The organism is Nocardia sp. NPDC049149 (genome assembly GCF_043197455.1).
GTDB lineage: Bacteria > Actinomycetota > Actinomycetes > Mycobacteriales > Mycobacteriaceae > Nocardia.
In genome coordinates this window covers 840,665-853,549 of the sequence record NZ_JBICTD010000003.1, presented here as the reverse complement: position 1 = coordinate 853,549, position 12,885 = coordinate 840,665, and the positions used below count along the sequence as shown (strand labels likewise).

The following is a 12,885-nucleotide window of genomic DNA, read 5'->3' as shown; positions in this document are numbered from 1 at the left end:
CTACCGGCGTGCCGAAACGTACCTCGGGGTCAGCGGACCGTTCAATCGGTACTTGAAATAGGTGATATCCCTACGGGGATCACCCTATTCGGAGAACTGCTTAAGTGTTGATCGATATATGGTGGCAGCTGCACTTTTCCGGAATGCGCCTTCCGTGCCTGCGAATAGGAAGCGCCGATAAAGGTTTCCCGTTTCGGTACTACGGATGTGTCTCGTCTACCTATTCGGCGACGGTAGGCCGATGGTGGGGCCGGTACGGCCGAATCCGGAAATAATGAGGAGAGAACTGTGAACAAAGATTCGGAACGGTGGGTGCTGGCCTTCGACGCGTCCTGTGGTACCTGCCGGGAGATCTCCGGCGCGGTCGCGCGTGCGTGCGACGGAAAACTCGAGGTGCTTCCGCTGGCCAACGCTGAGGTGCGGCGCTGGCGCGATCAGGCCCTCGGCCGGGAAATCGACTGGGCGCCAACACTATTACGAGTGGTCGGCCCGCGGGTGCGGGCGTGGACCGGCCCTGCGCTCGGGTGGCGACTTGCGCGGGTGCTCGGGCCTGCGGCGACGCTGCGGGTGATGTCCGCGCTGGGGCGGCTGTCGCGACAGGCGGCAGGCAAGGCAGGCGAATTGCCGGGCGCCGCACCCGATGTCGTCAGCCGGGCGCGCTTCTTCCGGCTCGCCGCAGGCGTCGGTGTCGCGGCAGGCCTGGTCTTCACCGGCAATACGCCCGCCTTCGCGACGAAGGGCGAGCAATCCGCGCAGGCGTGGGTGTGGGCCAACCGCGCGAACTTACCGTGCGGCTACGCCGAGGTGATCGCCTACCCGCTCGCGTACCGGCGAGCGATCTATCAGGCATCCGCGCCGGCTGTCCGTAGCGCATTGTGGTCCGCGCATCTGCGCGAATACCGTAGCGCCCGTCCGCATTTGACGACCGAGCAACTCGACGTCCTCGACCGCGCCGCGGCACTTGCCGCGCGTGCATCGGTGTTCACCACGCAGGGCGTCGCGCAGCTGCGGCAGGCCGAAGACGTGCATCAGTCGGCAGTGGCGGCACTCGGCGCGCACGAGGTGTATCAGGCCTTCGGGATGCTCGGCCCGATCGAAGCGGCGACCACGGAGGTCGCCCGCTACCGCGACTGTGAATGCGCCTTTCAGCACGACTACTGCGGTCGGTACACCTGCCACAACCAGCCGGGCCGTGACAACTGCAACTACCTCAGTGACGGCTGCGGCTGGTTCTGGAACGAGCCGTGCGCGGGGCTGTGTCGATAAGCCTCATCCGGTAGCCCGCCTACCGGCAGAAGTGACGATCGCTGCCCGGGTCAGGCTGGTGGCGCAGAGCCGTGCGACGAGTTCGCAACGATCTGATCGGCGTGCCTGGCGAAGGCCTGATCGATCAGCTCGTCGGCCGCACGTGCCGCGATCAAGCGCGCGATAGCCAAGTCCATCTCCAGCTTGGTGCGGTCTTTGACCTCGCCGCCGGATTGCGTGTATGCCTCGACGGCGAGCGGCCCGTACACCTGCTCGGCGTAGCGATCGGCGATCCGGTCGCAGTCCGCGCGAAGGCGTTCTACCAGGTGAAAGGCGTCGCTCGGCGCGAGCCCTGCCTCGACGAGGCGGGCGGCGAGGTCGCCGCACCTTGGGTTGTTCAGCCGGTAGGTGTCGACGGGGTCGGCGTTGGCTGCCAGCGCCTGCTTGGCGTACTCGGGGAGCTCGGGATCGGGATACTCCTGTACGGGTGCGGCCGTCGCCGCGGCGGGTTGCTCGGGCACGCCGAGGACCTCGGCCAGTCCGTCGCCGCGGTCCCAGGCCGCGAGCAACTCCTTGATCCCGTTGAGCTTCATCCCCCGGCTCAGCAGCCTGCTGATCGTTTCCAGCCGATTGAGGTGATCGTGGTCGTAGTAGCCGACCCGTCCGCGCACTTCTGGTGACGGCAGCAGCCCACGCTCGTGATAGACGCGGACGCTGCGGACGGTGGTGTCGGCTGCCCGTGCCAGTTCGTCGATGGTGTACTCGACATCTACAGCCATGACATAAGGAAACCACAAGTTTGACCCGTAGGAAAATGTCACGTGGGATAATGAGACGCTATACAGCGTAACGACCAGGTAACGTCTTGGATAACGTGCCGTCGTTTAACGGAATGATCCTTGCCGTGGCCGCACCGGTCGATTACTCTCCCCAGTACCGGTAATGACTGCCGGTTTCCGGGGACTGTTGAGCAGCCCTGATGCCCGCCCGACCACTGGGTACGCGCATCGAAAGTTGGCGTGCCCGCGGCATTCCTCGGAGACGGCCATGAGCACTACCCCCATTCCCGCGCCCTTCAGCGGCGCGTCCGCCAGCGTCACGACCCTGGCGACCGTCTCGACCATTCCGGCCGAGACCTTTCCCCCCAAGACCGCCGCGCGACCGGCGTGTGAAGGCATGTCCGACGACTGGGACCTCGACGTCGGCACCCCGATCCGCTGGAAGGTCGCGGTCCGGATCTGTCACAGCTGCCCGCTGTTGTCCCAATGTCAGGAGTTCGCGCAGACGCTGATCGCGCGCGGCGACGCCCCGCGGGCGCTGATCTGGGCAGGCGTGGGATACGACAACTCCGGCAGGGTCGTCGACGACCTGGATCGCTACCGGCCGCTGCCGATTGATCGGAACCGGCCGCTGCGGATCATCCGCAACGGAGCGCGGCCGATCCGCAGCGAACCGGCGCCCGTCGCGCCGCATCGCCATCTCATTCTCGGCCGCCCGCTGGAACCGACGGGAACCGGCGATCTCTGAGCCGGGTCGCGGCACCCGGCCTCGAAACCTCTTGGCATCGAACGGAATTCTGGTGGTACAACCATGACAGCGCTGGCCTTGCAGATCGGTCCGACCCGTTTCGCGGCGGCCAGGGTGGCCCAGGACGTCGACGCCGACGACGTGCGTGAGGTGCCGATACCCGCCGACGGGGCGTGGGATCGGTGCCTTGCGCTGCTGAAGGAGGTCGCCGAGGGGAGGGAGATCACTGCCCTCGGCATCGCCTGCGCCGGTCCGATCGACATGGCGGCCGGGGTGGTCGCACCCGCCGAAATCGCCGAGTGGCGAACGGGTTTCGGGATCGTCGCGGCAGCTGAGGCGGCTTTTCCCGGTGCCTCGGTGTATCTGGCGATCGACGGTGTCTGCTCGGCCATCGCCGAGCGGAACCTCGGCGCGACCAAGGAGGCGATGGATGCGCTGGCGTTGACGGTCTCGGACCGGATCAGCGGCGGCATCACGGTCGGCGGGTTCGTCGTTGTCGGCCGGACCGGCAACGCGGGCAACATCGGTCACGTGCTGGTTCCTGGGTATGACGAGCCGTGTGCCTGTGGCAATCGCGGCTGTCTCGAGGCGGTCGCCGGTGGCGCCGCCGCGGTGCGCTGGGCGCAGGGCCGAGGGTGGGGCGGCTCGTCGGTCGACGAGCTGGTCGCTGCCGCCCGGGTGAAGGACGAGGTCGCCGCCGCCGCGCTCGGCCGGGCAGGCACCGCGCTCGGTCTGGCGATCGTTTCGACGGCCGCGCTGCTCGATCTCGACCTCGCCGTGGTCGGCGGCACGATGGCGGCGGCGGGGCCCGCGCTGTGGGAGCCGCTCAGTGCCACAGTCGCGGCCCATGCCCAGCTCAGTTATCTGCCTGGCCTGCGGGTCGTGCCGTCGACGCTCGGCGATCTCGGCGGGTTGGCCGGTGCCGGACTGCTTGCGTTGACGCCGCGCGGCTAGCGGGCAAACATCCCATTGAGTGCGCCGCTATCTAACGGTACATTGTTCTTCGGAACAAAGTTGGGTGCCGAATAGAACGGAACGGCTGGTACGGCAGTGCGAAGTGTGGCGCAGTGACAGAGTGGGCGACGATCGAGGTTTTGGCGCCGGAGGCCATGTCGATGGCGTCGGTGGGCGACGCACCGCGTGACTTCGCCGGCCTGCACCGGACGATTCAGCGGCTGCTCGCCAAGTCGCCCGCCCTCTACGACGGCATCAGCACCGCGCAGCTCATCGAGACCCTCGTCGAGGCGCGGGATCAGGCCAAGGTCGTCGACCTGACCATCCCGACCCGCTCCGGCCCGCATCGGTTGCTGATCCGGCCGATCCTCGGTCCGGCGGGTGATGTGCACGCGGTGCGCATGTGGCTCGCACCCGCCACCACGCCGGTTCCGTCGCCGCGGCCCGCCGTCGGTGTCATCTGGGACCTCGAAACCCAGACGATGCAGCAGCCGAGCGGCATCACACAGTTGAGCGGTCTTTCGCCGGAGGAGTACGCGCCGCGGACCTCGATTGCCGAACTGTTCCATCGGATGTCGGCCTTCGACCGGCACACCGAGGTCCTCGATCTGCTCTACGGCCCCAAACCCGGCGACAAGCTGCAATTCGACGTGACCATCACGCCGGAGCAGGGGCGCGCGGCGCAGTGGCGGATCACCATGCGCGCTCGTGACGACCAACGGACAAGGGGCGCTTGGCTGTTGGTTGAGGACATCACCTCCGACAACGTGGCAGCGGAGTGGCCGACCCTGGAACGGACCGGGCTGCGCGAGGCGCACCGCAGGGCGGGCACGCACCTGGCGGTGCTCCAGCTCGAGCACGCAAGCATCTCGCATTGGCTGACCGATCCGGCGCCGTGGATCCGGTGGGACTACCTGTTCCGGCCCATCGATGTCTTCCATCCCGATGATCGCGAGCGGATCATGCAACTCGGCGGCAGGCTGCACACCGGCGACACCGTGGGCGTGACCGTACGAACCCTCAACTACAGCGGCGGATACACGATGACGTCGCTGCTGCTCTACCCCTACCCCGGCTACGCGAGCACACAACTGGCGATCGGGCAGGCGGTGCATCTCCGTGACGATGTTTCCTTGCCGGAGTCGCCCGAGGAATCGGTGCCGAGGTCGACGCCGATCGGTTATGACGACCAGCTTCGGCATCGGCTCGCGGGCCGCCGGAAACGAATTGCCGCCTATTGATCCGTCCTCCCAGGCGTGGGAACTGCTGACAAACTGGAAGTCCCGCTGCTCTCTACCATTTCGAGAGTGAAGACTAAAGCGGCTGAACCGGCGAATTCGAGCGAGGCACTCCTTCGCCGAATGGCCGTGCGGCGCCGCCGCGACAATATCGTGATGGCGGTCTTGGCCGTGCTCGCGGTGCTCGGCGGCGGCCACGCCGTCCTCGACTTCTTCACCCCACCGCAGCCGCCACCCACGGATACGGCCGCCGTCGGCGCGGTGGGGCGCGCCCAGCTGGCGGGAGCGTTCGCCCAGCAATTCGTGGTGACCTACCTGACCGCGAACAACGGGCAACAGGAGCGGCTCAGCGAATATGTCGGCACCGCACAGCATGTCAGCTTGCCGACGGTGTCTCGACAGGTCGCTGACCCCATGGTCGTTTACGTGTCGCGCGCCGTGACGAACCGGAGTATCGACGTCTGGTCGGTGACGGTGTCGGTTCGGATCGGCAAAGCGGGCATCGTCACGGCAAGCGATGCCAGGCAATACTTCCGGGTTGCGGTGTCCTTGGCGGGCGGGCGACCTCGGGCGCTCGCGTTGCCCGCCGCGGTGGCCCCGCCGGGCAAGGGCATCGATCTCGCGCTCGCCTACAGCGGCTCGTGCGGGCCGGAATCGCCACTGGCGCAAGTCGCTTCGGGGTTCCTCGGTGCGCTGCTCGCCGGCTCCGGTGACGTGAGCCGATATACCGTGCCGAATTCGGGCATCGTCGCGCTGCAGCCTGCGCCGCTCACCGGAATCGACGCGGTGGCAGTGCTGTCGGACAGCAGGGACTGCGGTGCGAGCGGTGACGTGGCGCGGGTGCTCGCGACCGTCACACCGAAGGGCGACGCGACGGCCGCGCTACCTGCCATGGCCTACCCGCTGACGCTGGCGCGCAACGGCGGGCAGTGGCAGGTGCGCACGATGGAACCGATTCCGGCGCTGGCGAATCCGCTCGCCGAGGTCGGGGCGGGGGATGCTCGCGGCCCCGTCGCCCCCGCGACGACCACCACGACTACTACGACGGTCCAGGTTCCACCGGCAACTCAGAAGTAGATATGAGAGGGGTTGGTCCCCAATGAATTACACAATCAGCTTTTTATCCACCTTGACGAACTTTGCCAGGGTCGGTGGGCTGTTCGTGATCGTGCTGATCGCGATCGGCGTGCTGGTGAGCTCTGGCGCTCGCGATAAGCTCTCACTCGGGCGGACCGCCATGATACTCGCAGGTGCTGTTTTCGCGGGCGTGGCGATCTGGGTGCTGCCGTCGCTGATCAACTACGCGCGCTACGACGTCGGCACGATCGTTCCGGAGTACCCCATCGGTGGTTATGGCCAGTGAGCCAGGTAATCAAGGTATTCACGCCGATCAAACGTGTTCCCACGATGATCGGCAAGGCACAGAACGGGCAGAAGTTGCCGTTCGGGCCTTATACCTTGCCGCAGATCGGCGCATTGGCGGGGTTGTTGCTGCTCACCGCGATTCTCGCGATGAACCTGCCGGTCAACCCGGCCGTCACGTTCGTGGTCGGCATCCTCGGGACCGTCGGCATCGTCTTCCTGCTCGGCCTGGTGCCCTACACCGGGGTCAGGATGGTCTCGCGGATGCTGTGGCTGTTGCGCGTGACCTTCGTGCGCAGACCGGTTTCCGCTTCCGGCGTGCCGATCGACGCGCAGTCGGCGCGCCAGACATTGTTCATCGAGGAGTCGGTCGTGCTGCTGCTCCCGGATACCGACACTGCCCGCGCAACGAAAGCCGTGCCCTCCGAGCCACTGCTCGCCCTCCTCGGCACGGGCAGCGGAGCCGAGCTGCAGACGCGGATCGCGAGCAACGGAAACGGCAGCGGTGCGGAAGGACGTGAATGACCTTGTTCGAGCGCGATATTCAACCCACCGCGGCGGTCCGCGGGAATCTGCAGTTCACCCACTCCGGCCTGGTGACCGCGACCTACTTCATCAACCCGCTCGGCTACGGACTGCGCAGGTCGAGCGACAAGATGGAGGTGAAGCAGGCCCACCATGCGCTGATCAACAATCTGCCAGGCGGCGCGCTGCTGCTCGGAATCCAGGCCGGGCTCAACACGATTGATGTGCTGACCAAAATGGTCGAAGGAGTGGACCTGGACGATTGCGAGGACTACGCGATCGAGGTGGTTGGCTCCTTCGAGCGGATTCGCGACATCAGGCCGTTGACGCGGCTCTATCTGCTCTCGATTCCGGTGGGCGCCAGCAACTCCGGGATATCGGCGCTGTCGCGGATGTGGCGCGGCAGCACCACGACGATCGATGCCGCCGCCCTGTCGCGCGCCGATCTGGATGAATACCTGGAGAAGGCGAACGAGACGTTGTCGCGCATCGGTGGCGACTTCGATCCGGTTCCGGTGCCGGCCGCATTGTTCCAATGGCTATGGGAGCACTACCTTTCCCGTGGTTCGGTCGCCGATCCTGTCGCGCCGACCACCGCGGGGGTGCTCGATGAGGCGACCGCGGCGGTGTTCCGCTCGGCGGCCCTCGACGAGGGCGCACAGACCGACAGTTCGCGGCGGATCCGGCCCTCCTTCGTGCCGGTCATCAAGGTGGTGCAGCCGGACTACACCTATGGCGTTTCCTATCAGTCGATGCTCACACCCAACTCATTTCCCTACGGGGGCATGACCTTTCCCGGGGGCAGTGAGTTTCTCAGTGTGCTGGAGGGGTTGGACAACGCTACGGTGGACTGGGGTATCCGGGTGTCGACCAGACCCGCCGAGCAGGTGCTCAAGTCGAACGAGCAGAACCTGCGCAGGCTCGGCGAGCAGATGGACCAGCGCGACCAGGAGGTGTCCTTCGCGCAGAACACCTTGATGGCCAAGGCGAAGATGCTCGGCGAGTACAACCAGCATTTCGAGGTGAACGGCGGCGAGTCGGAGGTCTCCTTCACCACTGTCATTGCGGTGGGCGGCATCTCGCGTGATGCCACCCTCGAGGCGGTCAACACCCTCAAGCGCCGCTACAAGCGCTTCCAGATCGACCTGACCTCCCCGATCGGCGCTCAGGTCGACCTGTGGTCGATGCTGCTGCCCGGGTGCCCGCCGCGCCGGGCGTTCGACGATTTCGCCCACATCGTGCCCTCGGACATGTGGGCCGGTTTCGTCCCGTTCACCACCGCGGAGGTCGGCGATGACAGCGGACCGATCATCGGCGTGAACCTGTTGTCCGGCAACTTCGAGCCGATCCATTTCGGCATCATGGAAGCGGCGTTGCACGACCTGTCCGCCTCGTTCGCGGTCACTGGCGAACTCGGCTCGGGCAAGTCCTATTTCTTGAAGCTCATGGCGGTGCTCGTACACGACATGGGCGGGCAATTTCTGGCCATCGATCGCAGTCAGGTGGGGGAGTGGGCGCACTTCGCCGCGTCCATCGACAACGCGGTGGTGATCGACCTGGCCGAGCCGAAGGTATCGCTGGACCCGCTGCGCTTGTTCGAGCCGAGGATCGCGGGCGAACGGACGCTCGATTCGATTCTTCCGCTGCTCGATCTGTCGCCGACGTCTGGTCCCGGTGCTACGGCGAGCAACTTGCTCACCGCCAAAAGCATTGCCGAGAACGGCATTCAGAGCCTGCGCGGCTTCTATGACGTGGTCCGCCGACTGCGCGACACGCAGGTGCACGACCAGGACTACGCCGATCTGGCCGCTCGGCTCGGCACCGTAGTCGAGCGGGTGCCGGTGCTGTTCGATGCGACGCTGCCGCCGCTGCGGCTCACCGCGTCCGCGACCGTCGTGCGCACGCACAAACTGGCGTTGCCGACGGCGGAGGAACTGACATCGCCACACCTGTACAACCGGTTGCCGTTGACCAAGCGGCTGGGCACGGCGCTCTATGAGTTGGTCGGTGTAGCGGCTCGCGAAGCGTTCCTTTCCGACAACGGCCGATTCGGGCTGCTGGTGGGGGACGAAGCGCACCACTTCACGCAGACCCAAGTCGGCGCGGCGGTCACCTCGGACTTCAGCAGGGACGGCCGCAAGCACCTGGCCGCCATCGGCTTGGCTTCCCATGATCCCGGCGCGGATTTCCAAGGCGCGGCACACAATCTGATTCCCAATCGATTCGTGTTCCGCCAGCGCGACGAGACGTTGGCGCGCAACAGCCTGGAATGGCTCGGCGTCGACCTGGACGAGGCGCCGTTCCTGCTGCAGATTTTGCGGGAGGAGACCTCACCGCCAAGCGGTCCGGGTCGTCAGGTGCCGATCCAGCGTCGTGGCGAGATGTTCATGCGAGACGCGTTGAACCGGATCGGCCGCGGCAAGGTGCTCGGCCCCGCCAGACCGGATCGCGCGGAGGCGATCACCAGCACACCGTCGTCGCCGAGCGGTGAGGGCACCCTCGCCAAACAGCGCGAGGCGGTGACCTGATGCGGCGCAGGGCTGCGCTCGCCAGGATGACGACGGCCGTGGCATCGTGGGATCCGGCGCAGTGGCAACCGACCATGATGGGGCGGCGGTGCCGGAGCTGGATCACCGCGACCCGCCCGAGGCACCGGACCGCCTGGGTGTTGGGCATGTTGATTGTCCTGTTCGTCTTTCCAGGACTCCTGGGGGCGGTGGTCACTGCACAGTCGGGCAGCAGCCTCGGCGGCACCGCGTACAGCGCAGTGGGCTGGACGGACCTCCGGGATTCCTCGGGAGTTCCGGTGTCGTACTACATGTTCGTCACCGATCAGGGCGGCATCCTGAGCCCGTGGAATACGGCGATGGCTCTGGTGCTCAGCCTCCAGTTCGCCGGCTGGCGCGAGATCATCGGCTTCGGTAACTGGATCATCGGCACCACCATCAGCTTTTCGTGGGCGGATCGAGCAGGCGCCGCCATGGCGGGGGCGTCCGACAGCCTGTTCCAGCAACTGCCGGTGGGCGCAATGTTCCTGGCCGGCACCGCGATCGGTGCGGTATTCGTCGGCATTTTCATCGTGCGCGGCAAGCCGGCCAGGGCGGCGATGCAGGTAGTCGTCATGGTCATCGTTGGGGTCGGCGGGCCGATCGTGATGGTACGTCCCCTGCAGGAAGTGGTCTCCTCGCACGGCGCCATCGCGGAGGGGCGCGATCTCGGGGTTGTGCTCGCGCTCGCAGTCCTCGGGGAGGATGATCCGAATCCGGCCGCCATGACCCAGGCCCTGCAGAGCCAGCAGGCTGATAACACTCGGCGGCTGCTACAGGTCTGGAATTTTGGTCATGTCGTCGACAATCGGCCGCTTTGCAAGACCGCGTTCACGAACGGGACGCTCAACCAGAGTGCAAGTCAGGTGAAGGAGGGCCTGACGAACTGCGGTGACACTTCGGCGCGGTGGGCTGCCGACAATCCGGGCGTCGGTCAGATCGGGCTCGGTTTCTTCCTGTTCTTCGTGAGTATCGCGGCGATGTGGTTCGGGGTGGTCTTCTCGTTCCGGGTGTTCATGGCGCTGGCGGACGCGATATATAACGGAATCGTGCTGTTGGTCTGGGATCTGCCCATGGGCGGGTTCATCGCCGGGCAACCCCAGATTTCGATGGTGCGCCGAGGCGTCGACACCGGTATGGCCTTTATGCGGATGGTCACGCATATCGTCCAGCTCGCCTTCTATATGTCCTTCCTCGGCCGCTTGATGGAGCAGGCCAACGATGACGATGTGCTGCTGGTACTCGTTCTTTGCTCGATCGTCATGATCGTCGGCACGGTGCAGGTGAGACGGATGGTCGAGCGGATGAACGCCACCAGCGAAGCGGTGGCCAACCGGATCGGGCAGTCGATCGAGTCTGGTGGCGTTTTCGCCTCGCCGGGCGGCGGTGGCGGTGGTGGTGGCGGCGGTATGGGGATGGTCGGGCTGGGGCATTCGATGCATTCTCCGGGACATGCGTTCCTCGGTGCGCTCGGGGCTTTGTCTGTCATCGGCGGTTCGCCACTCACGGAATGGATGTTCGGTGGACGGCGAAACCCGTTGCGTCCCTACGCGGGTCTGCAGCGACGAGCGGATCTCAGTGCGATGGAACGGGAGACACAAGCGGGGATGGGCGGTGCCCGCGGTTGGGGGGCGCAGGGCCCAGCGGATCGTTCAATGCACACGATCGTCGCTCGCCAAGCCATGGAGAATGCACCAGGCGGTCCGAACACTCCTCGTGGCGCGGCGGCGATTCTGACGGCTCTCAATGACGCCGGGTTGCCAAGGGACCATGTCGGTGGCGCATTCCACAGTCTCGAGGAGTGGACCGACGGGGAGATGATGATGTATGCGCAGAAGGCAGCGGGACGTGTCGCGGACGACGCCGATCCAAATCCAGGGGCCAATCCACACATGGCGAAAGTGGTATCCGCACTCGCACTCGCTCAGGATTCGGCGTCCGAATTGCGGGATTATGGCCCTGCCCTCCAGCCGGTGAAAAAAGTCGCCGCCGACTACTCCGCATTGCAGCAAATGTCGTATGAAATGCACCGACCGTATCGCGAAAATCGTTCGATGACTCGGCTCAGCCAGAGTGAACAGGACCTTGTGAACAGGTTTATAGATCCGGACGATCCCATCCGTTCGCGACGTACCATGCGGCACCTACAGCGCATCGCAGATGGCGAGGATCCGCTTGTTATGCACAGCGCCGCGAACAGCGGCGGCGTGGCCTCCGAGCTTCATAGCCTCAGCTCGATTTCGGCATTGCGAATGATACACGCGATTTCGGAAAGTGAGGCCAACGCGGTGCGGGATGCGGTAGACGCGGCAGTGTGGACTCCGACGGATCCCCATCTGCTGCGTGTGGCGAGGGAAAAGATCTGGGCCGCCGTCAGCACGAGCCACTGGCAGCACGATATCCCCACGACTGCGCACAACACCCCAACCAGGCCAGACTTCGTGAACAATCTGGGCGCCAGTTCGTACGGGCCGGGGATGGACGAGGTTCAGGATTTGTTGCGGTTACGGACGTCGACCTAGAGGTGCGCTCTTGTTGCTGTTTCGCTCGATCATCACGCAAATGCTGGCGCGCTCGGCATTGCGGCGGATTTTGCCACGCGGCAAGAATTCTGCATCGGAAAAATCCGGACAGACAGGCCTGATCGTTCTTCTTGTCGTGTTGGTCTTCTGCGGTTTATCGATTCCGTTGACTTTGTTGACAGCTATGGCGACTCAGAATTCCACTGCCAAAGAGTATGTGCACAGCCAGTGTGAAAACGTGCTGCGGGACGAGCCCGCAGGCACGACGACCGGCAAGAGCAGCACCACTGCCCAGGTCAGCCAGACGTCCGCCCAGGCCGCCGCCACCTCGACGTGGCCGACCGTGAATCCGCTTGCCGCAGCGACCGTTGCGGCCGACGACACCAAGACGCCGCCGTGGTATCGCGCGTGCTTCTCGGCCATGCGGATCGCGCCACCGCAGGATCCGCCGTTGCGAACGAGCAACTCGGGGCAAGCTGTCGATTGTGCCAGGGAACTGGCCCTCGGCTATCCAGGTTCGGCCGAATCGTCCGGAACCACAGGAGGTTCCGCCAGTGCCCAAGAAATGACGCAAGACATCATTTACCGTGCCTCGACTGCGGCGGTGACCGGATATTGCGTCAAGACGGGGTCCGTTGGTGTGGTCACGCCCACCGAAACCGCTCCGAGCTGGTGCGGCCAACCGCTCGATCCGAACGCCGTACCGGTCGTCGTCCAGCTGCCGAATGACCTTGCTGGCCAAGGCGCTTGCGGACAACGCGTCGAGCCGTCGGCAGCATCAGCCGGTGACCTGGTGTTCTGGGATTACCGTGACTCCGGCGATTTCGCGCCGACCAGGGTCGGCCTCGCGTTGGACGCGGCCGAAATCCTCACCGAGGAGTCGGGACGCTATGTCCGGCAGGCGATGCCGACCGCGGACGATGTCCGGGTGAAGCGGGTGCTCGGCGGTCGTCGTAGCTGACGAGG

At 65.5% G+C, this 12,885-nt stretch carries 11 protein-coding genes; 10 read left to right on the top strand and 1 reads right to left on the bottom strand.

The genetic code is table 11. The features are described 5' to 3' along the window. Positions 1 to 288: 288 nt before the first annotated feature. On the top strand, positions 289 to 1,266 hold the full coding sequence (locus ACGFNJ_RS14665) for a bacteriocin fulvocin C-related protein (RefSeq protein ID WP_393447345.1): 978 nt from the start codon (positions 289 to 291) through the stop codon (positions 1,264 to 1,266). Positions 1,267 to 1,316: 50 nt separating this feature from the next. Here ACGFNJ_RS14665 and ACGFNJ_RS14660 read toward each other — a convergent pair whose 3' ends face one another. Beyond that, positions 1,317 to 2,024: a MerR family transcriptional regulator gene (locus ACGFNJ_RS14660; RefSeq protein WP_393447343.1), complete on the bottom strand. Its 708-nt coding sequence runs from the start codon at positions 2,022 to 2,024 to the stop codon at positions 1,317 to 1,319. A gap of 268 nt (positions 2,025 to 2,292) precedes the next feature. Between ACGFNJ_RS14660 and ACGFNJ_RS14655 the strand changes: the two genes are divergently transcribed. The 9 genes from ACGFNJ_RS14655 (at position 2,293) to ACGFNJ_RS14615 (ending at position 12,880) form a co-directional block, all read left to right on the top strand. Next, positions 2,293 to 2,772, top strand: a complete 480-nt coding sequence (locus ACGFNJ_RS14655; protein ID WP_393447341.1) for a hypothetical protein — start codon at positions 2,293 to 2,295, stop codon at positions 2,770 to 2,772. Between the two features lie 63 nt (positions 2,773 to 2,835). Next, positions 2,836 to 3,726, top strand: a complete 891-nt coding sequence (locus ACGFNJ_RS14650; protein WP_393447339.1) for an ROK family protein — start codon at positions 2,836 to 2,838, stop codon at positions 3,724 to 3,726. 113 nt (positions 3,727 to 3,839) lie between these two features. Then, positions 3,840 to 4,967 (top strand): GAF domain-containing protein, encoded by a 1,128-nt coding sequence (locus ACGFNJ_RS14645; protein WP_393447337.1) that lies wholly within the window; start codon positions 3,840 to 3,842, stop codon positions 4,965 to 4,967. A 153-nt stretch (positions 4,968 to 5,120) separates the two neighbouring features. Then, entirely contained in the window at positions 5,121 to 6,041 is a 921-nt protein-coding gene (locus ACGFNJ_RS14640) for a conjugal transfer protein (RefSeq protein WP_393447335.1), read from the top strand. 22 nt (positions 6,042 to 6,063) lie between these two features. Further along, positions 6,064 to 6,327, top strand: coding sequence for a hypothetical protein (locus tag ACGFNJ_RS14635; protein WP_393447333.1), 264 nt, complete (start codon positions 6,064 to 6,066; stop codon positions 6,325 to 6,327). Next, the gene (locus ACGFNJ_RS14630; protein WP_393447331.1) at positions 6,324 to 6,851 is read left to right on the top strand and encodes a hypothetical protein; all 528 of its coding nucleotides are present in this window, start codon (positions 6,324 to 6,326) and stop codon (positions 6,849 to 6,851) included. The genes ACGFNJ_RS14635 and ACGFNJ_RS14630 overlap by 4 nt, the downstream gene beginning before the upstream one ends. Then, positions 6,848 to 9,379 (top strand): ATP-binding protein, encoded by a 2,532-nt coding sequence (locus ACGFNJ_RS14625; RefSeq protein WP_393447329.1) that lies wholly within the window; start codon positions 6,848 to 6,850, stop codon positions 9,377 to 9,379. The genes ACGFNJ_RS14630 and ACGFNJ_RS14625 overlap by 4 nt, the downstream gene beginning before the upstream one ends. A gap of 26 nt (positions 9,380 to 9,405) precedes the next feature. Then, entirely contained in the window at positions 9,406 to 11,919 is a 2,514-nt protein-coding gene (locus tag ACGFNJ_RS14620; RefSeq protein ID WP_393447327.1) for a hypothetical protein, read from the top strand. Positions 11,920 to 12,157: 238 nt separating this feature from the next. Continuing rightward, a complete protein-coding gene (locus ACGFNJ_RS14615; protein WP_393447325.1) occupies positions 12,158 to 12,880 on the top strand; it encodes a hypothetical protein in 723 nt (240 codons plus the stop codon). Positions 12,881 to 12,885 lie beyond the last annotated feature (5 nt).